The sequence below is a fragment of the Faecalibacterium butyricigenerans genome, from assembly GCF_020687345.1.
In the GTDB taxonomy this organism is placed as follows: Bacteria; Bacillota; Clostridia; order Oscillospirales; family Ruminococcaceae; genus Faecalibacterium; species Faecalibacterium butyricigenerans.
Genome location: NZ_JAJEQL010000007.1, coordinates 26,213 through 50,124 on the forward strand (window position 1 = coordinate 26,213; position 23,912 = coordinate 50,124).

Here is a 23,912-nt window from a genome sequence, read left to right on the forward strand (position 1 = left end):
AAGGAACGCTCTATGGGCTTTTTTGACAGGCTCTTCGGCAGCAGGGCGGAGGCGGCGGAAGAGACACGGTTCTCCGGCGAAAAGATGGTCGTCAAAGCGCCCATCGACGGCATCGTCCTCCCTCTGGAGCAGCTGCCCGACGAGACCTTTGCTGCGGCCATCCTCGGCCCCGGCTGCGGCATCGAGCCGACCGGTGACACGGTCTTTGCTCCCTTCGACGGCAGAGTCGTCTCAGTGGCCTCCACCCTCCATGCCATCGGGCTGGAAAGCGATGAGGGCATCGAGCTGCTCATCCACATCGGGATGGACACCATCACCCTCCGGGGCAGCGGCTTCACTCTCCTCGTCCAAGAGGGCCAGACCGTCAGGGCGGGCACGCCCCTGCTGCGGGTAGACCTCGACGTCATCCGCGCCGCCGGGCTTTCCACCGAGAGCGCCGTCATCGTGACCAACGCCGACGACCTACCGGCACTCCATCTCACCGCAGGCGGCATCGTCTCCACCGGAACGCCGCTGTTCAAATTCGAGTAAGATACAAAAAAGACATCTGCCGCCGGCGGATGTCTTTTTTGTTATGCTCATGCTTTTTCGGGCTTATACTGCAGGACCCGCTCGGAGACGAGGCCGTTGAAGAACTGGATGAAGGGTCCGAGGCAGAACGCGCAGATGAGGGTGCCCAGACCCACAAGACCGCCCAGGAGCCAGCAGAGCAGGGCGCAGAAGGCGTCGGTGAAGACGCGGCAGCCGAAGTACTGGAAGTGCGTGTAGTCCCGCAGACCCAGCGAGAGGTAATCGTAGGGCGCGATGCCGAGGTCAGCCGTCTGGTAGAGAGACGCGCCCAGCGCCGTCACAAGGACGGCCAGCACTACCCACACCAGCTGTTCCGGCAGGGACGCTGCCGGGCCGAAGGCCGCGGCAATGGGGTCGTAGAAGAAGGTTATGATGAACCCCATACCGATGCCGTTGACGAAGGTGCCAAGGCCGATGTACTTGCGCCCGAACCAGAATTCCAGCGCAAAGAAGAGGATGTTGGTGGCGACGTTTTGCACGCCCAGCGAGATGCCCAGCAGCTCGGCGAGGCGCATATTCAGCGCGCTGATGGAGTCGTTGCCGAGATGGGACTGCTTGAAGAGGGCGATGCCCAGACCAATAATGACAATGCCCACCACCATGCCCACGATGCGGCGGGTGGTCGGCTTTTGGGTGGTCGAAATGCTCATGAAACGGCCTCCTGATTTATTTTTCTCTATTATAACGCTGCAGGAGGGTCGGCGCAATCAATATTGCACAATTATCTGCTTCATTGTGGAAAACTCACCGCCTCAGCTTCTCTTCCAGCCGGGCCTTGTCCAGCCCCTCGCCGATGACGATGATCACCTGCTGTCCCTGCGGGATGGGTGCAGCCGTCAGACCGGCTGCGGTGGCGTTCAGCTCATACCACTGGCCGCCGTCCTCCACGAAGCCCTTCACCCGGAGGACCCTGCCGCAGGCGGCATCGCCGAAGAGGGACGGGATATTCCGTTCCAGACGGGCACGGGGCAGGCCTAGCTCGAGGAAGTAGACCGAAGCAAAGGCGTCGTGCTCCTCAAAATGGAGCTTTTCGCAGCTGGCCTGCCGGTAGCCGCACCTTGCGATGCGGGCCATGTCGTCAGTCGTCAAATCGGCCCAGTCCTTTGCAAGGATCTCCTCCGGCGCGAACTTCCGGGAGCACTTGCAGGCCTCCAGCGCACGGGCCAGATGGGCCTTTGCTCCCTCCTTCTGCCCGTCCGTGGCCAGCTGGCAGCGGCTCAGCAGGATCTTGCCCGCCCATGCGCTCTCGGAGGCGAGGATATATTCCGCCTGCGGCGAGAGGGTCTCAGGCAGCAGAGCGTCCACGATGGCGATGACATTCCCCAGCTGATACCAGCGGTCCAGCGGCTCGTCCCGCAGCACGTCGAAGAACTCGTCCACGTCGAAGATGCCGCTGGGTTCCACGACGACCCGTTCAAAGCCCCGCATGGCCATCGAGATGAGCTTCGTCCGCATCCGGCGCTGATGGGTGTCGCAGTCGCAGCCGCCGCTGATGGTCTCGACCTCGACCCCCACCGCCTCCAGATCCTGAAGCAGCATGGCGTCCACATTCACCGCGCCGAAGTCATTTTCCAGCACGCAGACCCGGACGCCCTGCCCGGCCCACCACGCTGCATATCTGCGCAGGAAGGTGGTCTTTCCTGCCCCGAGAAATCCCGTGATCAAATCTACCTGTACCATATTCCGTCCCTCCGTCGGTTTCTTTTTCCGCTGTCAGTATAAGCGAACGAGGCCGGATTGTCAAACAGAGGAAAAGGCCCTTTCCCGCCGTGGAAAAGGGCCTTTTTTGCCGCAATGCTCCGATGTTACAGAAATTCGACGCTGCCGTCCTCGATGTGATACATCGCACCGACGACCCGCAGGCCTGTTTCCTCCTCGATGTTATGGATGCACAGGCTCTTTTCGATCTCCTGCACACTGTGCCGGACGTTGAGGCAGCTGGCCTTGTAGGGGTCGGTCTCCTCTCCGATGGCCTTCTTGATCTCGTCCGTGATGTAGCGGATATAGCCGGACGACTCGTGGTGGATGGCCGCATCCACCGCGCCGCAGTGGGTATGGCCCAGCACCACCACCAGCCGACAGCCCAGATGACCTGCCGCGTACTCGATGCTGCCCAGCTGGTGGTCGTCGATGATATTGCCCGCCAGCCGGATGACGAACAGCTCCCCGATGCCCGCCGAGAAAATGTTCTCCGGGATGACCCGGGAGTCCGAGCAGGTGACGATGATGGCATAGGGCGACTGGCCCTTGGCCCATGTGGACATCCGGATGCGGCGGGAAATATCGCCGCTCCCGTTCTCCGCGTTCAGGTATTTCAGGTTGCCCGCTGCCAGCTTGTAGATGGCATCGGCCGCGGTGCAGACAAAGTTCTCACGCATTGCAGCAGCCTCCTTGGGAAAAAGTGGTAAAAAGTATCCTGCAAAAATGCCCGGCCGTCCAACGAAGGGCAGCCGGGCGGAAATTCAGTTGATCAGAAGTGGATGACGCCGAGGATCAGACCAGCGACGAGGCAGACGATGGAAACGCCCCACTGCCAGCCGAAGCAGTACTTGATGTGGTCCTTGATCTCGACACCGGCCAGACCGATGCCCAGATAGGTAGCAGGAGCCACCGGGCTGATGAAGGTAGCGCAGTTGCGGCAGACGACCATTGCGATGGCGATGTGAGCCGGGTTGACGCCGAACTGGTTGCCGACGCTGACCAGAACGGGCAGCAGGCCGTAGAAGTAGGAGTCGGTATCGAACAGCAGAGCCAGAGGCACGCTCAGGATGCCGATGATGATGGGCAGGAAACGGCCCAGAGAGGTCGGGATGAAGCTTGCCATGACGACTGCCATCTTCTCCATGATGCCGCTCTTGCTCAGGACACCGAGGAAGACACCGGCACACAGAATGGTGGATGCCATGCTCAGACCAGCGGAAGCGTGGCTCTTGATGATGGAGTTGTGCAGCTTCTTGCCGCGGTAGTTGACCAGAATGCCCAGAGCGCAGCCGACCATGAAGACGTAGTAAGAGGGGAAGATGTCCAGAACCAGCACGATGATGACGGCCAGAGTCAGGATGACGTTGAAGATGAAGTTCTGGGGACGAGCCAGAGTCTCGTCCTTCTTGCCGTCGTCGGAGTCGTCGTACTTGCCGGCGTCCTCAGCAGCGATGGCATCGCCGAGCTTTGCGATGCGCTTCTTCTCCTGCAGGCCCCAGAAGATGGCAGTGCCGATGGCCAGCACGAAGCCGACGATCTGCATGGGCATGAGCTGGAACCACAGGTCGTTCGGCTCCATTTCGATGACGCTTGCGGCGCGCATGGTGGGGCCGCCCCAGGGCATCAGGTTCATGACGCCCATTGCGGTGACGCAGATGAGCAGCAGGGTCTCACGGCGCATATGCAGGCGCTTGTAGACGGGCAGCATGGCGGGGATGGTGATGAGGAAGGTGGAAGCGCCGCCGCCGTCCAGATGGCCGATGATGGCGATGAGGCAGGTCATCAGGGCAACGCCGACGACGTTGTTGCCGACCTTCTTCATCAGCGCACCGATGATCTTGTCGAACATGCCAGCATCGGTCATGACGCCGAAGAACAGGACGGAGAAGATGAACAGGACGGCAGTGCCGTGGACGCCCTTGACGCCCTCCTTGATAAAGCCGGCCATCTCATCCAGCGTGAAAGCACCGGTCGCCACCAGAATGGCTGCGGTGATGGTCGAGACACTGACGAATGCCAGTGCAGGGACCGTGACATTGCGCAGCAGCAGGACGATGACCGCAATCACCGTTGCAAAGCCGAGCAGAGCGAGGATCGTATCACTCATGGGTTTGTACTTCCTTTCCTTTTTCGTATACTGGGGATGCATTCTGTTTTGTCATCCAGAATCATTCCCGTTCGTTATGGTTTCAGTATACCGGCCCAAACTTAAACGCCAAAGCGCCTTGCGTTACGGTTTGTTAAGGAATCTCTTAATATCCTGTAAGATTCCGTATGGAAGGTTGGATACAATCTCCCCCCCGGAAGGCTCTCCCAAAGGGAGAGGCTTTGCGCGCAGCCCTCATTCCTTTCTGCTGCTCCGTATCTGGGCCAGCAGGGTGGACGCCGACACGGGCTTGACGATATAGCCGTCGATGACGCCGTGGCTGCGGGCGTCCACGATCTCCCGGGTAGGCGAGTTGGTCATGACGATGCGGGTCATGCCGGGGTAGCGGCCCCGGATGGCCATGCAGAAGTCCACGCCGCTGCTGCCGGCAAGGCTCTCGTCGATGGCGAGGACGTCGAAAGGCTGCTGCTCCAGCAGCTGGCGCAGCTCGCCCCGGCGGGAACAGGTGGACACACTCAGGCCCAGCGCGCTGAGGTCTTTGTCCAGCAGGTCGAGGACCTTGTTGTTGTCGTCCGCCGCAAGGATGCGCAGCTTGCTGTCCACACCCCACTGCAGCTGTTCCCGCTCCTGCTGCTGCTCCAGCACCGGCAGATAGACATAGAAGGTGGTGCCCCTGCCGATGGTGCTCTCCGCCCGGATGCGGCCCCGGTGGGTGCGGATGATCTGGTCCGCCAGAGCAAGGCCGAGGCCGGTGCCTTCGCCGGTCTTTTTGGTGGTGAAGAACGGCTCGAAGATGTGCTGCATCGTCTCCTTGTCCATGCCGCAGCCGGTGTCGGTGACACTGAGGCAAACGTAGTTGGGCCACTCTTCCGAGATCTTTTCTTCCGGGAAGAGGGCCTCAAGCTCCCTGCGTGGCACGACACTACCCCGGATGGTCAGCTTTCCGCCCTCGGCGCCGATGGCGTGGATGGCGTTGATGCTGATGTTCAGCAGCACCTGCTGCAGCTGGGTCGCATTGCCCAGAACGCATTCGCCGGTCAGCGCGTTTTCTTCGCACAGCTCCACATTCTTTGGGCAGTTGGTCTCCACCAGCTTCCTCGTCCGGTGCAGCAGACCCTCCACCGACACAGCATCGTAGACCGTCTCCACGTTTTTCCGGCTCATGGAGGAGATCTGCTTCACGACCTCCTGCGCCTTCTGGGCCGCCTCGCTGATCTCCATCGCGTTGTCGTAGATCTCGCTGCCCGGGTCGGCGTCGGCCATGATGAGGTCGGCATAACCGGTGATGGGGGTGAGGAAGTTGTTGAACTCGTGGGCGATGCCGCCGGTGAGGGTCCCCATCATCTGCAGCCGCTGGCCGTGGGCCAGCGACTCTTCGCTGCGGTGGAGCTCTTCGAGGGTCTGGTTCAGGGTTTTCAGGTCGCTGATCTCGGTGGCACTCCGGCGGTCGCGCTCCTGCAGACGGAACATCTGGAACATGAAGAGCACCAGCACCAGTGCCACGCCGCCGAAGATGAACACCACCTTCACAAAGCTCTGCTGTACCGGCTCGTAGAGGTCGTCATAATCCACCACGGCGCTGACGATCCAGAAGCTGTCCCCTACCTTCAGATGGCGGAAGGCGCTTATTTTATGCACCCGGGGCAGGCTCGGGTCGGTCCACCAGTAGGAGTAGTAATCCAGCGTGCCGGCTTCCTCCTCCTGCTGGGCGCGCAGCAGCTCGCTCAGGCTGCTCAGATCCAGCGTCCGATCCTTATAGATGCGCTGGCGGCCCTCCACGACCTTGATGCCCCACTGGACGGCCTCGGGGTGCATGACCACAAGATTGTCGTCGTTCTTTATCATGATGTAACCGTTGGTGCCGACGTGGATCTCCGAGATGAGCTGCTGGTACATGACCGTAGCGTCCACCACGAGGCAGACGGTCTTCCCCCCCGCCTGTTTTTTCATCACAAGATAGTGTTCATCCCCGCTGTGGTACTGCCAGTAGGAGATCTTCTCTGTCCGAGTGATAAGGACATCACAGACCGCGCTGAGTTCATAGCAGCTGTAGACGACCTCGCCGTTGCTGTTTTCCAGCCAGACGTCCCGTATGGTGTCGCTCCGGGCCACAGTGGGGCGGAGACCTGCATCCGCCGCCACCTTTTCGGCGATGGAGTCCAGTCGGTCAGCGTATTCCTCCAGCAGGACGCGGATGCTGTCGGCGGTGCTCTGCACCACCAGCTCCATCTGCCGCGTCTGGCTGGTCATCAGGGCGGTGCGGTAGTCCTGCCACACCGCCCCCACCACAAGGGCCAGCGCGGTCACCGTCACGATGCCGATGGCCAGCGGCACCCACAGGGCGCGCAGGGTCTGGAGCCATGTCTTTTTCGGGGCAGTTTTCTCCTTCATTTCATAGCCTCCTTTGGGGCGGTCTTGCTCTTCCTGTCTAAAAATGTTATAATTTTATTTATGTAAGCGTAAGCAGAATCAACCGTTCCGGTCAGAAAAGTGCAGGGAGTTATCATGTCGTATCATGTTCTTATTGTAGACGATGATCCAGCAATTTGCAAACTTTTATCGAAAGTTATGATCAGCAATGAGATGGATCCTCTCGTCGTCAACAGCGGCGCGGCGGCGCTGGACGTCATTGCGCGGCAGAGCGGCACGCTGGATATGATCCTGATGGACATCACGCTGGGAGACATGGAGGGCTTTGACGTCATTCAGACCATCCGGCGCAACGGCGTCACCACGCCGGTCATCATCATCAGCGGCCGCAACGAGGATTATGATTTCATGTACGGCCTGTCTCTGGGCGCAGACGACTATGTGACCAAGCCCTTCCGCCCCCAGATCTTAGGCGCGAAGGTCAAAGCCCTTATCCGCCGCAGCAAGAGCTTCTCACAGGAGAACAGCCAGCAGATCAGCTGCGGCCCCTTCCTCTGTGACACCACCACCATGCGCTTTTACAAAAACAACGTGGAGCTGAACCTTTCGGAGAAAGAGCGCAGCCTGCTTCTCCTCTTTGTCCGCCACCCGCAGCAGGTGTTCACCAAGGATATGATCTACGAGCAGATCTGGGGCAACCTCATCGCTGTGGACGACAACGCCATCATGGTCTACATCAACCGTCTGCGCAGCAAGATCGAGGACAACGCCCGCACCCCCCAGCACATCATCACCATCCGGGGCGTGGGCTACCGGTTCGTGCCGTAAGAACATCCTTTTTTCAAAAAACAAAAAGAAGAGCAGCCAGCTGCGCGCGGTGCAGCTGGCTGCTCTTTGGTTTTATGCCGGTATAAAACACAAAACCTTGAAAAAGGAGAATCGCATGAAGCTTGTGTGCGTATCCAGACACAAAAACGGGGGTGAGAAGAGCGAAGGAATATCCGTGAATCCATTCCGAAGCGTGGTTGGCAAGCCACAAACCCGTTTTTACGCTATATCACTCAATCTTCGCGGAAAGAGAAAGGCTTGACTTCACGGACGACATCCATGACCGTGCCGTCGCGGGCTTCGATGATGCCCACGATGCGGTCGCCGAACTGGACCTTCTCAGGCTCGCCGACGATGGAGTAGGCGATGTCGCGCAGCTCCTCGATGGTCTTCAGAGGCACGCAATCAGCGGCCTTCAGAGCCTCCAGCAGGTCAGGACGGCGGGGGTTGACGGCCACGCCGTAGTCGGTGACGACGATGTCAACGCTCTCGCCGGGGGTGGTGACGGTGGTCACGTCGGTGCAGATGGCCGGGATGCGGCCCTGCAGCAGAGGAGCGATGACGATGGTGCACTTTGCACCCTGTGCGGTATCGGGATGGCCGCCCTGTGCGCCGGTGATGATGCCATCCGAACCGACGACGACGTTGCAGTTGAAGTGGGTATCAACCTCCAGAGAGGCCAGAATGACGTAATCCAGCTTGTTGACGAACGCGCCCTTGTTCATCGGGCTTGCGTACTCGCCAGCAGAGATGGGGAAGTGGTTGGGGTTGGTGCGGACATTGTTGACCGCGTCGAGGTCAAAGTCCTGCGTATCCACCAGCTTGCGGGCCAGACCGCGGTCCAACAGCTCGCACATGGGCTTGGTCAGGCCGCCGACACCCAGACCCATATGGATGTTCTTCTCCTCCATGATCTTGGACAGAGAGATGGTGGAAGCGATGGATGCACCGCCGACACCGGTCTGATAAGAGAAGCCGTCCTTGAAGTAGGGGGTGTTTGCAACGACCTGAGTGCAGTACTCGGCCATCAGGATCTTGCGCTGGTCGGTGGTGGGCTTTGCAGCGCCGGTAGCGATCTTCTCGGGGATGCCGATCTGGTCCACGACGCAGACGTAATCCACCTTGGTCTGGTTGATCTCAGCGGGATAGTTGGGGTAATCCACGAGGCAGTCGGTGACAGCGACCACATAGTCGGCCATCTCAGCGTCCACATAGGCGTAGCTCAGGACGCCGCAGTTGGTCTTGCCGCCCATGCCGGAGCAGTTGCCGTACTCATCGCAGGAAGGTGCGCCGATGAAAGCGATGTCCACATGGGTCTCGCCGGTCTCAATGGCGCGGACGCGGCCGCCGTGACTGCGCATGGTGGCCAGCCCCTTCAGCTTGCCGTGGGAGATGGCATCGCCGATCTTGCCGCGGACGCCGGAGGACTCGATGTTGACGATGGTACCGTCCTCGATCATGGGGACGAGGGCGTCATGGGCCTTGCCCAGAGAGCTTGCGCTCAGGGTGATGTTCTTGAAGCCCATCTTGTGGATTTCTTCCATGACCATGCAGACCACGAGGTCGCCCTCGCGGAAGTGGTGGTGGAAGGAAACGGTCATGCCGTCGTGGGCGTTGCACTTGACGAGGGCCTCGTGGATGTTCTGGACCATCTTATCGTGGTCGTTGCGCATCACGGGGGTGACTTTCGGGCTGGCCTTCTGGAAAGCCTTGCCGTCCTTATAGTTGTTGCCCTGAAAGACCTCTTTGCCGGTGCGCTCGAGGATCTCTTCGGGAATTTCTCTGCCTACTGCGTTCAACATAATCACAAATCCCCCTTATACACGCCGGATGCCTTGGCCAGATCGATGGTGCGCTTTGCACCGTCGTAGAAGGCGATGTCGATCATCTTGCCATCGACGGTGAAGACGCCGATGCCCAGAGCCTTCTTGCTGTCGATCTCCTTGACGACCTTCTCGGCGAAGATGATGTCCTTCTGGGTGGGAGTAAAGATCTCGTGGACGATGGGGATCTGACGGGGGTTGATGATGGATTTGCCGTCAAAGCCCATCAGGTGGATGTTCTCCACGTCCTTGCGGAAGCCGTCCATATCCTTCAGGTCGGTGTAGACGGTGTCGAAGCACTGCACACCTGCAGCGCGGGCGGCAATGATCATCTGCTGGCGGGCACCCATCAGCTCGATGCCGGTGCCGGTGATATGGGTCTGCAGGTCCTTGGTGTAGTCGCCGCCGGACAGTGCGATGCCGAACAGGCGCTCGTCAGACTCGCAGATCTCCAGAGCGTTCATGACGCCGCGGGCAGACTCCAGAGCGGCGATGATGAGGACTTCGCCCTCGGGACGGCCATAGGTCTTCTCGTCCTCGGCGATGGCAGCAGCCACGCGGTGGACATCCTCGGCGTGCTCGGTCTTGGGGATGCGGATGGAATCGCAGCCGCCGGCCACGCAGGCACGGATGTCTTCACGCCAGTAGGGGGTGTCCAGACCGTTGATGCGGACGACCCGCTCGGCGCCGCGGTAATCCACGGTCTTCAGGGCGTGGTACAGGCTGAAGCGGGCGACGTCCTTCTGGTTCTCGGCGACAGCGTCCTCGAGGTCCAGCATCAGGGAGTCGGCCTTATAGATGTAGGGATCTTTGATCAGACCGGGCTTCTGCGCATTCAGGAACATCATCGTGCGGCGCAGGCGCTTTTTGTTCGGATTATTCATCGAATGGCACCTCCCCAAGGCAGATCCTCATACTGGTCAACAGAGCGATAAACAGCGCCCTCGATGCGGGCCTTCAGGGTGCAGTCCAGTGCGCCCTTGTCCACGATGGTGATGCGGACGTTATCGATGTCCAGATTCTTCAGGGTCTCCAGCGCGACCTTGCGCAGCTGGTTGCCGTACTGGTGGATGACGGAGCTTTCGAGGGAGAAATCGATCTTGCCCTCGCCCGGCTCCACGGTCACCATGCAGTCGCTGGATTCCAGAGTACCAGCCGTGGCTGCTTTCTTGATCTCCATGCTTTTTTCCTCCTTGGAAGGTGGTTTCTTCATTCATTATACCGTTCTTGCGGGGCGGCGCTCTTCCGCACCGCTCCTGATGGTTCTATCATAATCGGACAATCTTACAAAAGGCATAGCTTCCGTCTTAATATTCGTTAAGAATCGCCAAAAATTTCTCTTGTACACAAGATTTATTCCATTTGGTCATGGAAGCCTTGCATTTTATCTTCCGCTTTACCCGTTTTCCTGCACGGAATGTCATCCGGTCGGGTAGTGCAAAACAGGCAAAACCACTGGCTGTGCGTTTTGCCTGCTGCGGAAAAATCCTTTTTTACACGGGGCTGAAGCCCTTACCGATGATCTCGCTGGAATTTTCTATCATGATAAAGGCCGTCGGCTCCTGCTGGCGGATGAAGTTGCGCAGGCGGATGGCCTGACTGCGCCGCATGGTGGTCATGATGACCGTCTTGTGGGCGTCAGAGTACGCGCCGCGCGCTTCAAAGGTGGTCGCGCTTCGGTTCAAATCGTGGATGATGAAGTCGCAGATGGCCTGCGGGTGCTCACACACGATGTTGAAGCACTTGCAGAGGTTCATATTCTCGATGACGTTATCCACCACCATCGACTTGGCCACCAGACCCATGATGGAGAACAGACCGGTGGAGGGGCCGTACATTGCAAACGAGAGGCCCACAGCCGCCACATCCGCTGCCATCAGGGCAGAACCGATGTTCATGCTGGTGTACTTTTTCAGAACCATGGCGATGACATCCGTGCCGCCCGAGGATGCGTCGATGTTGAACAGGATCGCCGAACCGATAGCCGGGAGCATAATGGCAAACACCAGCTCCAGCATAGGCTGGTCGGTCAGAGTACCGTGCATCGGCACCAGAGCGTCCAGTGCCTGCAAGCTCACCGACATAACGATGGTCGCATAAACGGTGCGGATGCCGACGCTCTTACCCAGAAAGATGAAGCCCAGCACCAGCAGCGCGTAGTTAGCAACGGTGGTGAAGGTACTTGCCGAGCAGTGGAGCAGCTGGCTGAACACTGTGGAAAAGCCGGTCACGCCGCCGAAAGCAAAGTGGTTTGGGAATTTGAAAAAGTAGATGCCGATGACCATGATCCAGATGCTGACCGTGATGAGACCATACTCAGCCAGCGTCCGAATCCAAGGATTTTTGATTTCTTTTATTGTTGACGCCATAGTCTGATTTTTTGCCGCCTTCCAGTTCACATGGGGCCGAGGTGGATCGCCTGTGCGATCATCAGCAGCACAGAACCGACGGCCAGCCAGATGAGGAACAGCTTCCACATGAACTTCATCCAACGGTCATAGGGAATGTTCACAGCGCTGATGATACCCATCAGAGCGGTGGAAGTGGGCAGGACATAGTTGCAGAAGCCGTCGCCGAAGTTGAAGGAAAGAATTGCGGTCTGACGGGTAACGCCCACGAGGTCGGCCAGAGGTGCCAGAATGGGAATGACAGCTGCGGCCTGACCGCTGCCGGAAGTCAGGAAGACGTTGATGATGGTGTTTGCCAGCAGCATGGCGGGTCCGAGCAGGATGGTAGGGACGAAGTTCAGGCCGTTTGCCAGTGCGTGGACAACGGTATCGGTGATGTGACCGGCGTTCATGATGCTGCTGATTGCCTGTGCCATGCCGATGATGAAGGCAGCGCCCAGCATCTTCTTGCAGCCCTCAAGGAACTCTTTGGAAATCGCGGAGGGGCCAAAGCCGCCCAGCACGCCTTCGATGACAGCCAGTGCGAGGAAGACAGATGCAGTCTCAGACATATCCCAGTCGAGCTTGATGCCGCCGTAGACGATGAGGATAAGGGATGCGAAGAAGACCAGCATGATGAGGATCTTGCGGGCGTCCAGCTTGCCGAAGGAGTCGAGGTCAGCAGCATTGCGGAACTCGCTGGTCTTGTCGATCTCGTACATGGGGCTGAGTTCGGGATGCTTCTGGATCTTCAGTGCGTAGCGGATGAGGTAGATGTTCGTGATAACATAGAACACCGCAAAGCAGATAAAGCGGTATCCCACGCCGGAATACAGCGGCAGACCGGCAATTTTCTGAGCCACGATGGTGGTGTTGATGTTCAGAGGGCCAGTGGAGAAACCGATGGCGCCGCCCAGCAGGATGATGGATGCACCGGTGATGGAGTCCAGACCCATCGCAAAAGCCATCATGACCATGATCGGTGCAAAGGCAATGAACAGGTTGACGCCCTGCGTGGTGCAGATGAGGCCGAACACCAGCGTCAGGATAGGCAGGAACAGATAGACGCGGGTGGAGAAGATCTTTGCCATCTTGGCAACCACGGCGTGAAGTGCGCCGGTCTTGGTCAGGATGTGGAAGGCACCGCCTGCGAACATGATGACCAGCATCAGATCAATGCGCTTGATGAAGGCTTTGACGATGTACAGAGGAATTTCGAGCGGATTGACGGGAGTTTTATCAATGTAGTTGAAATCGTTGGGGTCGATGACCTTAATGCCTGCTTCGTTCTCGAAGCGGGTGTAGGAGCCTGCCGGGATGATCCAGGTCAGCAGGACCGCAAACAGGATGATGATGCCGATGATAACGAAGGTATGCGGCATCTTGAATTGCTTCTTTTTCGTTTCCATAATTTTCTCCTCTCTTTTGACGCGCCAAAGCGTCAGCTCTGGCCGTGCAGTTCTTTGGCCAGATTCTCATGGAACTCCTTCTTGATGGCTTCCAGCTTTTCCGGGTTCTCAATGAGCTGTGCGCCCGTCAGAGCCAGAATCTTTGCGCCGTAGACCACCGCATTGTGGGCCGCTTCGGTCTTGCCGGCATCCAGATACTCCTGCGAGTGAGCTGCTGCACCCTCCGGGACAAAGGCCACGCGGATGCAGGTGCCGGGCACATGGCGCATCACGTTGCCGAAGTCGGTGGAGCCGGTCTTCTGGCGGGCCGGACGGATGCAGGGAGCTTTGACCTTCTCGGCCTGCTCCATCACCAGTTCGTTGAGGGACAGCACCGGGATCTTGTTGTCGAGGCTCTTTTCCTCGATGATTTCCACTTCCGTCTCTGTCATCATGGCCGCACCCTGCAATACCTTCTTGACGCGGGCCACCACGCCGTCCAGATCGGTGCGGCTGTAGGAGCGGACATACATACTCGCTTCTGCATAGCCGGGCACCACATTTGCCGCCGTGCCGCCGCAGTTGACGATGGTGTAGTGCATCCGAACGTCCGAGGGAACATGCTCCCGTAGGAACTCGACGCCCTGACAAGCCAGAATCAGGCCGTCCAGTGCGCTGCGACCTTTTTCGGGCTTGAGCGCTGCGTGAGAGCAGACACCGTGGTAGATGATCTTGAGCTTGTTGAGTGCCAGCGACTTGACATCCACCTGCGTAGCCGGGCCGCCGTGCATCATGAGCGCCACATCCAGCTCCTCAAAGGTGCAGCCGTTTTCCAGCATCACGACCTTGCCGCTGATGGTCTCTTCAGCAGGTGTGCCGTAGACCGTGATGGTATACGGTGCGTCGATGGCTGCATCTTTCAGCGCCTTGGCTGCGCCCAGAATGGCCGGCCCCTGCATATGGTGGCCGCAGGCGTGGCCCAGACCGGCCAGAGCGTCGTACTCGCAGAGCAGGCCGATGTTTGGGCCGCCCTCGCCGTGCTTCCAGACGGCACGGAACGCCGTCTTCATACCAGCAATACCGCGCTCCACAGTGAAGCCTTCTTTTTCCAGCCAGCCGGTCAGGGTCTCAAATGCATGAAACTCCTGCTGACCCACTTCCGGGTGGTCGAAGAAGTCGTCTGCCATTGCAGTCAGGGCAGCTGCGCTCTGCTCAACGCTTCGCTCCAGTTTTTCCTCCAACATAATAAGCACCTCCATTTTTGGTACTTTCAGTTTACCAAATCGGAGGCGCTTTGTACATTTTGAAAAAATTATATCTTCATTTTGGAATTCTTATGTTCAGTTTATCAGAACTCCAAATACTCCTCTGCTGCATCCTTCATCTGCATGATCATAGCTCGCATGGGTTTGGTCAGCTCCACATCCTGACGGTAGGCCACCACAACATTCTGTCCGTACTTGGAACTATCGATGGTGTAGTATTTCACCGGCTTCGGATAGTGGATGTTCTTCTGATAGCCCTGCCGGATAAAGCCCACACCCAGACCCTCGGCCACCAGCTGTGCGCCAAGCTCCATATTGCGTACTACCCGGATGCGTCCCGGCTTGACCTTGTAATCTTTCAGGATCTTTTCTTCCACCCGCCGGGCGCTCTGCATCTCGGTGTTCAGAAATATCGTCTCACCGCTCAGAAGGTGCGGGTCAAGGAAGTCGAGCTTTGAGCCTTCGACGGGAACCGCCTTTTCGTTCAGCGGATGGTCTCCGGACACCATCAGCAGAAAATCTTCCATGCCCAGTGGGATAGTCTCCATCTCGGACGTTACATCGCTCTGGCTCAGCACCACAAGGTCAAGCTCCCGGTTTTTCAGCATGATGGTCAAATCGGCCAGATTTCCTTCCCGGATGACCACATCCACCTGCGGCCACTCCCGCTCGTACACCGACAGCACCGCAGGCAGAAACCAGATGGCGCGCCGCTGTGCGATACCGATACGCACTTGCCCGGCACTCTCCTGCTCCGTCTGCCGCATCACCGCCTCGAACTGCCGCTCCAGCTCCAGCATCTGAGAAGCCTTTTCCACATACTGCTTGCCCAGCCACGTCAGCTCGAATTTCCGGCCATTCCGCTTGAACAGCGGCGCACCCAGATTCTTTTCCACATTGTTGATGTACAGGCTCAGTGCGGGCTGCGAGATATACAGCCGCTCCGAGGCGCGGGTCAGGCTCTTGCACTCCGCAAGGGTGCAGACGTACTTTTGCTCCTTTAAGTCCATTCGATTCCAGCCTCCTCACCAAATAACGACACTTTTCTTATTATAGCACATTTGAGCGCAAACAAAAAAGCCCTCCTTTGCAGGCAATACCGTTAAGACAACAGGATATCCTCAGCGGCAAGGACACCAAGCTGCTGCGGGCGGAGCTGAATAAGCAGAACAAAGAAAAAGCACATCTGCATCATTCCTCTCCGAGGAATGACACAGATGTGTTTATCCTGCTGATTATTTTTATGCGTGATTGAAGCCCTTGCCGAACACCTCGGTGGTGCTGAGCATCGAGATGAAGGCGTTGAGGTTCTCTTTGTGGATAAAGGCCTGTAGCTGCAGGGCCTCGCGGTGGGTAAGGGTGGTATAGATCATGTAGTGGGGGCGGTCGGTGTAGGCACCGTAGCAGGGGGTGTAGGTGGCACCGCGCACCAGCTTGCGCATGACGAAGTCACAGATGGGGTCCTTGTCGTCACAGATGATGAGGATGGCCTTGCACATCTTCATCTGTTCCAGCACCGCATCGACGACAAGGCTCTTCACCGTCAGACCCACGAAGGAGTAAAGGGCGGTGTAGAGGTCGAACACGAAGCAGGCTGCCAGCACCATGGCAAGGTCGGTGATGAAGAGGGCCTCGCCGGTGTTCTGCATATGGGTATATTTTTTCAGGATAAGGGCGATGACATCGGTGCCGCCAGAGGAGGCGCCCACATTGAAGAGCAGGGCCGACGCGATGGCAGGCAGGGCGATGGCGAAGACCAGATCCAGCATGGGCTGGTCGGACAGAGGGCCGCTGAGAGGGACATATTTTTCGAACACAGCCAGCTCCACGTTCATAACGACGGTGGCCCAGCCGGTGCTGATGGCAAAATCCCTGCCGAGAAAGATCCAACCCAGAACGAGCAGGATGACGTTTGCCCACGACGAGAAGGCCGAGGCCGACAGAGGGGTGAGCTTTGCCACAAGGGCTGCGCCGCCGGTCACGCCACCGAAGACGAAGTTGTTGGGGAACTTGAAGAAGTATACGCCGATGGTCATGATGCTGATGCTCAGGGTGATGATGATGTACCTGCTGATGGTCTGCAAGAGTTTCTCCCGCGTGCTGATCTCCATTTGACTGTTTCCTTTCGCCGTCCGCACGGCTTCCTTTTTCTTACACCAAAGGGCCGAAAATGTGCCCGTTTCTTGTGCTATTGTAACACCACCCACCGCCCTGTTCAAGAGGTAAAACACCGCAACGCAAAAACCGCCCGCTCTGGTCTTCCCCAAAGCGGGCGGTGGTCGGAATTTCCGGGAGCCTTACAGCTTCTTGCCGGTCAGCATCTCGTAGGCTTCCTCATATTTGGCGATGGTCTTGTCGATGACGTCCTGCGGCAGGTCGTAATCGCTGTCGGGGTTGGCCTTGAGCCAGTTGCGGACGAACTGCTTGTCGAAGGAGGGCTGGCCGTGGCCTGCCTCGTAGCCCTCCAGCGGCCAGAAGCGGGAGGAATCGGGGGTCAGCATCTCGTCGCCGAGGATGACATTGCCGTCCTCGTCCAGACCGAACTCGAACTTGGTATCGGCGATGATGATGCCGCGGGAGAGGGCGTACTCGGCGCACTTCTTATACAGGGCGATGGTGTAGTCGCGCAGCTTGGTGGCGTACTCCTCGCCGTGGCCGGGGAACTGCTTTTCCAGCACATCGATGCTCTGCTCGTAGGAGATATTCTCGTCGTGATCGCCGATCTCGGCCTTGGTGGAGGGGGTGTAGATCGGCTCAGGCAGCTTCTCGGACTCCTGCAGGCCCTCGGGCAGCTGGATGCCGCAGACCTTGCCGGTCTTCTGGTAGCTGGCCCAGCCGCTGCCAGTGATGTAGCCGCGGACGATGCACTCGACGGGCAGCATGGTCAGCTTGCGGCACATCATGCTGCGGCCCTCGTACTGGGGCTGCTGGAAGAACTCCGGCATCTCCTTCACGTCCACGCTCAGCATATGGTTGGGCAGCAGGTCGCGGGTGTAGTCGAACCAGAACTTGCTCATCTGGGTGAGCACCTTGCCCTTGTTGGTGACTTTATTCTTTAAGATAACATCAAATGCAGAGATGCGGTCGGTGGCGACCATGATGAGGCTGTCGCCGTTGTCGTAGATCTCGCGGACCTTGCCTTCCTTGATGGGCTTGAACTCAGTCATAGCAAAACTCTCCATTTCCCTTATTCCGTAGGTATCTTTTCGTTTGGGATAACCTCTCAGTCTCGCTCCCCTCTTCAGGGGGGCAGCGCATCAGCGCTGACGGAGAGGTTTGATTCATTACACTATAATCTTACCATAGGAATTGTCCGTTGGGAAGAAACAGATAGGAGAGAAATGGGCCGATTTTTGGTTTTTTCTCGTGAAAAGTGCTAAAATCCAGCTTATTTTTTCGTCGTTTTGACGATAAAAGTCGTACTTTCGCCCTTCTTCTCCCCCTGTGAAGCGCCGTCATTGACGGAATTTGTGAAAACGTGTATCATGTACGGTAGTATTTTTTCAACAATCTGTCTTCTAAGGAGCTTTGCCCATGCGCCCTCTTATCATCGCCCATCGCGGCGCGTCCCATCTGGCCCCCGAAAACACGCTGACGTCCTTCCGTCTGGCCAAGACGCTGGGCGCAGACGGCTTCGAGTGCGACGTCCAGCTCACCAAGGACCGTCACCTCGTGGTGGCCCATGACTACTTCACCGACCTCAAGGCCGGCGTCCACGGCAACATCCCGGACATGACCTTCGACGAGCTGCGGAAGCTGGATTTCGGCAGCTGGAAAGGCCCCGAGTACGCAGGCGAGCAGATCCCCACCCTCGAAGAGGTGCTGGAAGTCGCGCAGGGCTTCCAGATGATCCACATCGAGCTGAAGCCCTACTTCGACCGGGACGAGGAGATCGCAGACCGGGTCATCGACGCCGTCCTCGACGCGGGACTGGAAGAAAAGGCCGTCATCACGGCCTTCGAGTACGGCGCTCTCCGCCGGGTGAAGGAGCGGATGCCCCAGATGGCCATCTGTGCCATGACCTCCAGCCCCGAGTCCCAGCTCGTCCAGCCCGCCACCTTCTGGGAAAAGCTGGGCCTCAAGAAGACCGACCCTCTCGCAGAGAAGCTTTCCAGCCCGCAGGCCGTCAGCGAAGCGGCAGCCCTGCTGGAAGACCCCAACAGCCTCGACGAGGAGAACAGCATCCTTCTTTATTATCTGAAAGACCGCCTCAATTTCCTCTACTCCATCTTCCCCGGCATGAATCTGGCCCAGATCTTACAGCAGTATTACTACCAGACCGATTTTGTGAATTACGTCGCACAGTTCAGCTTTCCGGTGGACTACATCGGGCCGGAGTACCACGCCTTTTTCCGGGACAAAGACCTGATCTCCAACGCCCACGCCCACGGCTTCAAGGTCGCGCCGTGGCCGGTGGGCAATGACAGCCGGGATGACCTGCGCCAGCTGTTCCGGCTCGACCCGGAACTCGTGGTCACAAACAAGCCCGAAGTCGCCATCGCCATCCTGACAGGGCTGGGCCGGTGGGACTAGGCGCAAAAGAGGGTTGACAGCCCTCTTTTTTTGGTCCATAATAGTCCTGTATCAAACAGTTTTATGTGAAACAGTTCGACCTCCGAACATTCACAGCTCTGCCATATAACGAACAGAAGGATGATAACTATGTGTAAAGAAATCGAGCCTTGCTGCACTCCTGTCGCACCGCCTTGGGAGACTCCGCAGGTCATCCCGGCCCAGCTGCGCCGGGTGAACAATCTCATCTTCCGCAGGATCGGCCAGATCTCCCGCGCCAACGGCGTGGAGGCCGTGACCCCCATGCACGGCTGGATCATGGAGTACCTCTACCGGAACTCTGACACCCCCGTGTTCCAGCGGGACATCGAGCGGGAGTTCTCCATTACCCGCTCCACCGTCACCAATATTTTACAGCTCATGGAGCGCAAGGGCTACATCGCCCGTCAGAGCGTCGCGCAGGACGCCCGCCTCAAGCAGCTGGTGCTCACCGAAAAGGGCCGCCAGTTCCACGAAAATACCATGCTCGCCCTCCACCAGACCGACGAATACGTCGCCAGCCTGCTGACGGAAGAAGAGAACACCGAGCTGCTGCGGCTGCTGAATAAATTATATTTAGGCCTCAAATAAATACGAAGGCTATCCTTCGTCCAACCTCTCAGTCGGGCTCACGCCCGCCAGCTCCCCTTGTAGGGGAGCCTCTGGCGAAAAGATAAAGCTTTACGATATGCCAAGGCCTCCCCTCGATAGGAGCAACGGCGACGACCGCCGCCAGCGGCGGAAACAGGGAGGAGCTGTTGAGGCAGCGGCCAGCAGGATGCAAGCGACAGCGAAGCAGACGCTGGGAGCCGCAACTCGGGCTGTGGCACGGCGAAGCCGTGACGGAGAGGTTGATTCCCCCTGAAGTGAAACAAATATGAACTTTTTCCGAAACTTTGAAAAAAGCATTGACATTAAAATTGTTTTGTATAAAATTGTTCCGTACCAAACAATTATTCAAAGGAGGTTCCACAGATGATAAAAAAGCTTGTGTCTCATCTGGGCGAGTATAAGCGCGCCGCGATCCTGACACCGATGTTTTCCGCGCTGGAAGCCGTCATGGACATCCTGCTGCCCACCATCATGGCCTTCATCATCGACCTTGGCATTGCAAAGGGCGATATGAACGCCATCCTCAAGTATGGCCTGCTCACCTTCGCAGTGGCGGCCATCGCTCTGCTGCTGGGCATTCTGGCGGGCAAGTATGCCGCCGAGTCATCCACCGGCTTCGCCGGCAACCTGCGCGATGCGATGTACGAGAACATCCAGCACTACTCCTTCTCCAACATCGACAAATTCTCCACCGCCGGCCTCGTCACCCGCATGACCACCGACGTAACCAACTTACAGAACGCCTTCCAGATGATGGAGCGTATGTGTGTGCGCGCCCCGGTCCATCTGGTGTTCGCCCTCATCATGGCCTTTTCCATCGGCGGCCCGCTGACTCTCATCTTCGTGGTGGCTATCGCCTTCCTTCTGGCTGTACTGGCCAGCATCATGGTGCCCACCTTCAAGATCTTCGACCGGGTCTTCAAGAACTACGACAACCTGAACGCCTCGGTGCAGGAGAATGTCTCTGCCATCCGCGTGGTCAAGAGCTTCGTCCGCGAGGGCTTTGAGAACGAGAAGTACACCAAGGCCTGCGAGGGTCTGTACCAGCAGTTCGTCAACGCCGAGAGCCGCCTGAGCTTCAACAACCCCGCCATGCTGACGGCCATCTATGGCTGCAACATCGCCCTGAGCTGGTTCGGCGCAAAGTACATCCTCCACGGCGCACTGACCACCGGCCAGCTGAACGCCCTGTTCGGCTACATCATGAACATCCTGATGGCCCTGATGATGCTGAGCATGGCTTTCGTCATGATCTCCATGTCCGCTGCCTCCGCCAAGCGTATCGTCGAGGTCCTGGACGAAAAGACCGACCTGCCCCCGGCCAAGGCCCCGGTGCAGGAGGTCAAGGACGGCAGCATCCGCTTCGACCATGTCTCCTTCAAGTATAAGCATGGTGCAGGCCAGCCCGTCCTGAACGACATCACCTTCGACATCAAGCCCGGCGAGACACTGGGCATTATCGGCGGCACCGGCAGCGCAAAGTCCAGTCTGGTGCAGCTCATCCCCCGCCTGTACGACGCCGAAAGCGGTACCGTCAGCGTGGGCGGCGTGGATGTCCGGGACTACGACCTCAATGTTCTCCGTCGGGAGGTCTCCATGGTGCTCCAGAAGAACGTCCTGTTCTCCGGCACCATCCTCGACAACCTCCGCTGGGGCAACGAGAACGCCAGCGAGGAAGAGTGCATCCGGATGGCCAAGCTGGCCTGCGCCGATGAGTTCATTGAGCGCTTCCCGGACAAGTACAATACTTGGATCGAGCAGGGCGGCTCCAACGTGTCCGGCGGCCAGAAGCAGCGCCTGACCATCGCCCGCGCCCTGCTGCGCAAGCCGAAGATCCTGATCCTCGATGACTCCACCAGCGCCGTGGATACCGCCACCGACGCAAAGATCCGGAAGGCGTTCCGGGAGGAGATCCCCGGCACCACCAAGATCATCATCGCACAGCGCATCTCCTCGGTGCAGGATGCCGACCGCATCCTTGTGCTGGACAATGGCCAGATTAACGGTCTGGGCACCCACGAGGAGCTGCTGAAGACCAACACGATCTATCAGGAAGTCTACAACAGCCAGACACAGGGCGGCAGCGGCGACTTCGACAAGCAGGGAGGTGAGCAGTAATGGCAGAACAGAAAGCAAAGGTCGTCCACGGCCCCGGCCCCCGCGGCATGGGAGGCCCGCGTCCGAAGGTCGAAAACCCGGGCAGACTGCTCAAGCGCATCATGGCTGAGGTGTTCCAGCACTATCTGCCCCACTGCATCCTCGTGCTCATCTGCATCGTGGTCAGCGCACTGGCCAACGTGCAGGCCAGCCTGTTCCTCCAGACCCTCATCGACGACTATATCATCCCCATGACCCAGCAGCAGGACCCCAGCTTTGCGCCGCTGGCCGGTGCACTGATGCGGGTGGGCTGCATCTATGTGGTGGGCATCCTCGCCGCATGGCTCAATGCCCGCATCATGGTCAACGTCACGCAGGGCACCCTGCGCAATCTGCGTGTCCAGCTCTTCACCCACATGGAGAGCCTGCCCATCCGCTACTTTGACACCCATCCCCACGGCGACATCATGTCCGTCTACACCAACGACGTGGATACCCTCCGCCAGATGCTCAGCCAGAGCATCCCCCAGCTGGTATCCAGCGCCATCACCATCGTTTCCGTCTTTGCCAGTATGTGTATGCTGAGCTGGCAGCTCACCATCGTCACCATGCTGATGGTGGCCCTGATGCTGTTCTGCTCCAAGAAGATCACCCAGCAGAGCGGCAAGTTCTTCATCGCCCAGCAGCGCGACCTCGGCAAGGTAAACGGCTACATCGAAGAGATGATGGAAGGCCAGAAGGTCGTCAAGGTCTTTACCCACGAGCAGAAGACCCTCGAGGGCTTCCGCGAGCTGAACGATAAGCTCAAGGACAGCGCCAAGCAGGCCAACAGCTTTGCCAACATCATCATGCCCGTCACTGCCCAGCTGGGCAACATCAGCTATGCCATCTGTGCTCTGGCGGGCGCAGCCATGGCCGTCAGCGGCGTCGGCAGCGTGACGCTGGGCACCGTCATGGCCTTCCTCGCTCTGAACAAGAGCTTCAATATGCCCATCAGTCAGGTATCCATGCAGGCCAACAGTATCATCATGGCGCTGGCCGGTGCAGAGCGCATCTTCAAGATGATGGATGAACCCAGCGAGGCCGACGAGGGCTATGTCACCCTCGTCAACGCCAAGTATGATAAGGACGACACCCTCGTGGAGACCAGCGAACGCACCGGTATCTGGGCGTGGAAGCACCCCCACCACGACGGCACCACCACCTACCACAAGCTGGAGGGCGACATCACCTTCACCGACGTCGATTTCGGCTATCTGCCGGACAAGACTGTCCTCCATGACATCAACCTCTATGGCCGTCCGGGCCAGAAGATCGCCTTTGTCGGCTCCACCGGTGCCGGCAAGACCACCATCACCAACCTCATCAACCGCTTCTACGACATTCAGGACGGCAAGATCCGGTACGACGGCATCAACATCCAGAAGATCCGGAAATCCGACCTCCGCCGCTCTCTGGGCATTGTGCTGCAGGACACCCACCTGTTCACCGGCACGGTCATGGAGAACATCCGCTATGGTCGGCTGGATGCCTCTGATGAGGAGTGCATCGCCGCCGCCCGTCTGGCCAACGCCGATGGCTTTATCAAGCGTCTGCCCGACGGCTACAACACCATGCTGACCGGCGACGGCGCGAACCTGTCGCAGGGCCAGCGTCAACTGCTGGCCATCGCCCGCGCAGCGGTCGCTGACCCGCCGGTGCTCATCCTCGACGAGGCTACTTCTTCCATCGACACCCGTACCGAGGCTCTGGTGCAGCGCGGCATGGACGGCCTCATGTATGGCCGCACCAGCTTCGTCATCGCCCACCGCCTCTCCACCGTCCGCAACGCGGACTGCATCGTGGTTCTCGAGCAGGGCCGCATCATTGAACGCGGCAGCCACGACGAGCTGATCGCCAAAAAGGGCAAGTATTACCAGCTCTACACCGGCAATCTGGCCGAAAACTAAGCGCACTACCACAAAAGCCGCCGTGCAGCCTTTCACAGCTGTACAGCGGCTTTTCTTGTGTTTCGTCGAATTTTATGGTATCCTGTAGGTGTCGGCCTTCCGACTCCATTAAATTGGGGAAGGGGGTGAAAGCACATGGATGAGATTCGTTCCTTTATTCTGTCCGTCGCAGCAGGTGTAGTCGCTGAATACATCTACAAGTGGCTTGGCGGATGGTTCAAGGCCGGTAAGCACTGATCCCCGCAAAACAGAAGCCCCGCGGTA

General features: G+C 58.4%; 21 protein-coding genes. 7 read left to right on the forward strand and 14 right to left on the reverse strand.

Annotated features, from left to right (window positions below):
• The first annotated feature begins 12 nt into the window (after window positions 1-12).
• Window positions 13-531, forward strand: coding sequence for a PTS sugar transporter subunit IIA (locus tag LKD23_RS04335; RefSeq protein ID WP_227620573.1), 519 nt, complete (start codon window positions 13-15; stop codon window positions 529-531).
• Between the two features lie 47 nt (window positions 532-578).
• Here the strand turns inward: LKD23_RS04335 and LKD23_RS04340 are convergent, their stop codons facing one another.
• The 5 genes from LKD23_RS04340 to LKD23_RS04360 form a co-directional block, all read right to left on the reverse strand.
• Window positions 579-1,220, reverse strand: a complete 642-nt coding sequence (locus tag LKD23_RS04340) for a YczE/YyaS/YitT family protein (RefSeq protein ID WP_158396311.1) — start codon at window positions 1,218-1,220, stop codon at window positions 579-581.
• A gap of 94 nt (window positions 1,221-1,314) precedes the next feature.
• Entirely contained in the window at window positions 1,315-2,250 is a 936-nt protein-coding gene (locus LKD23_RS04345) for a CobW family GTP-binding protein (RefSeq protein WP_227620574.1), read from the reverse strand.
• 125 nt (window positions 2,251-2,375) lie between these two features.
• Entirely contained in the window at window positions 2,376-2,948 is a 573-nt protein-coding gene (locus LKD23_RS04350) for a carbonic anhydrase (protein ID WP_227620575.1), read from the reverse strand.
• 92 nt (window positions 2,949-3,040) lie between these two features.
• Entirely contained in the window at window positions 3,041-4,378 is a 1,338-nt protein-coding gene (locus LKD23_RS04355) for a CitMHS family transporter (protein WP_227620576.1), read from the reverse strand.
• A gap of 234 nt (window positions 4,379-4,612) precedes the next feature.
• Window positions 4,613-6,769 carry an ATP-binding protein gene (locus LKD23_RS04360; protein ID WP_227620577.1) on the reverse strand — a complete coding sequence of 719 codons (2,157 nt, stop codon included), beginning with the start codon at window positions 6,767-6,769 and terminating at the stop codon, window positions 4,613-4,615.
• A 114-nt stretch (window positions 6,770-6,883) separates the two neighbouring features.
• Here LKD23_RS04360 and LKD23_RS04365 point away from each other — a divergent pair, with 114 nt between their 5' ends.
• On the forward strand, window positions 6,884-7,576 hold the full coding sequence (locus tag LKD23_RS04365; RefSeq protein WP_227620578.1) for a response regulator transcription factor: 693 nt from the start codon (window positions 6,884-6,886) through the stop codon (window positions 7,574-7,576).
• A 233-nt stretch (window positions 7,577-7,809) separates the two neighbouring features.
• Here LKD23_RS04365 and citF read toward each other — a convergent pair whose 3' ends face one another.
• The 7 genes from citF to LKD23_RS04400 form a co-directional block, all read right to left on the reverse strand.
• The gene (gene citF, locus LKD23_RS04370) at window positions 7,810-9,378 is read right to left on the reverse strand and encodes a citrate lyase subunit alpha (protein ID WP_227620579.1); all 1,569 of its coding nucleotides are present in this window, start codon (window positions 9,376-9,378) and stop codon (window positions 7,810-7,812) included.
• 2 nt (window positions 9,379-9,380) lie between these two features.
• Complete coding sequence (locus LKD23_RS04375; RefSeq protein WP_207676938.1) at window positions 9,381-10,283, reverse strand: aldolase/citrate lyase family protein; 903 nt, start codon at window positions 10,281-10,283, stop codon at window positions 9,381-9,383.
• The gene (gene citD / locus LKD23_RS04380) at window positions 10,280-10,579 is read right to left on the reverse strand and encodes a citrate lyase acyl carrier protein (RefSeq protein WP_227620580.1); all 300 of its coding nucleotides are present in this window, start codon (window positions 10,577-10,579) and stop codon (window positions 10,280-10,282) included. Before citD ends, LKD23_RS04375 begins: the two co-directional genes overlap by 4 nt.
• A 313-nt stretch (window positions 10,580-10,892) precedes the next feature.
• Window positions 10,893-11,768, reverse strand: a complete 876-nt coding sequence (locus LKD23_RS04385; protein ID WP_255668107.1) for a YitT family protein — start codon at window positions 11,766-11,768, stop codon at window positions 10,893-10,895.
• A gap of 26 nt (window positions 11,769-11,794) precedes the next feature.
• Complete coding sequence (locus LKD23_RS04390; RefSeq protein WP_227620581.1) at window positions 11,795-13,195, reverse strand: YfcC family protein; 1,401 nt, start codon at window positions 13,193-13,195, stop codon at window positions 11,795-11,797.
• 32 nt (window positions 13,196-13,227) lie between these two features.
• Window positions 13,228-14,418: a M20 family metallopeptidase gene (locus LKD23_RS04395; protein WP_227620582.1), complete on the reverse strand. Its 1,191-nt coding sequence runs from the start codon at window positions 14,416-14,418 to the stop codon at window positions 13,228-13,230.
• A 104-nt stretch (window positions 14,419-14,522) separates the two neighbouring features.
• Complete coding sequence (locus LKD23_RS04400) at window positions 14,523-15,449, reverse strand: LysR family transcriptional regulator (RefSeq protein ID WP_227620583.1); 927 nt, start codon at window positions 15,447-15,449, stop codon at window positions 14,523-14,525.
• Window positions 15,450-15,526: 77 nt separating this feature from the next.
• Between LKD23_RS04400 and LKD23_RS04405 the strand changes: the two genes are divergently transcribed.
• Complete coding sequence (locus tag LKD23_RS04405) at window positions 15,527-15,694, forward strand: hypothetical protein (protein ID WP_227620584.1); 168 nt, start codon at window positions 15,527-15,529, stop codon at window positions 15,692-15,694.
• On the opposite strand, the gene LKD23_RS04410 is transcribed toward LKD23_RS04405, so the two are convergent.
• Together LKD23_RS04410 and LKD23_RS04415 are read right to left on the reverse strand one after the other, a co-directional pair.
• Window positions 15,681-16,550, reverse strand: a complete 870-nt coding sequence (locus LKD23_RS04410; RefSeq protein ID WP_227620585.1) for a YitT family protein — start codon at window positions 16,548-16,550, stop codon at window positions 15,681-15,683. The genes LKD23_RS04405 and LKD23_RS04410 overlap by 14 nt on opposite strands.
• Before the next feature lie 186 nt (window positions 16,551-16,736).
• The gene (locus tag LKD23_RS04415; RefSeq protein ID WP_227620586.1) at window positions 16,737-17,606 is read right to left on the reverse strand and encodes a phosphoribosylaminoimidazolesuccinocarboxamide synthase; all 870 of its coding nucleotides are present in this window, start codon (window positions 17,604-17,606) and stop codon (window positions 16,737-16,739) included.
• 367 nt (window positions 17,607-17,973) lie between these two features.
• Between LKD23_RS04415 and LKD23_RS04420 the strand changes: the two genes are divergently transcribed.
• The 4 genes from LKD23_RS04420 to LKD23_RS04435 all read left to right on the forward strand — a co-directional run bounded on the left by LKD23_RS04420 (window position 17,974) and on the right by LKD23_RS04435 (window position 23,648).
• A complete protein-coding gene (locus LKD23_RS04420) occupies window positions 17,974-18,972 on the forward strand; it encodes a glycerophosphodiester phosphodiesterase (protein ID WP_227620587.1) in 999 nt (332 codons plus the stop codon).
• Window positions 18,973-19,101: 129 nt separating this feature from the next.
• Window positions 19,102-19,581, forward strand: a complete 480-nt coding sequence (locus LKD23_RS04425) for a MarR family winged helix-turn-helix transcriptional regulator (protein WP_227620588.1) — start codon at window positions 19,102-19,104, stop codon at window positions 19,579-19,581.
• A gap of 384 nt (window positions 19,582-19,965) precedes the next feature.
• A complete protein-coding gene (locus LKD23_RS04430; RefSeq protein ID WP_227620589.1) occupies window positions 19,966-21,720 on the forward strand; it encodes an ABC transporter ATP-binding protein in 1,755 nt (584 codons plus the stop codon).
• A complete protein-coding gene (locus tag LKD23_RS04435; protein ID WP_227620590.1) occupies window positions 21,720-23,648 on the forward strand; it encodes an ABC transporter ATP-binding protein in 1,929 nt (642 codons plus the stop codon). The genes LKD23_RS04430 and LKD23_RS04435 overlap by 1 nt, the downstream gene beginning before the upstream one ends.
• The last annotated feature ends 264 nt before the right edge of the window (window positions 23,649-23,912 follow it).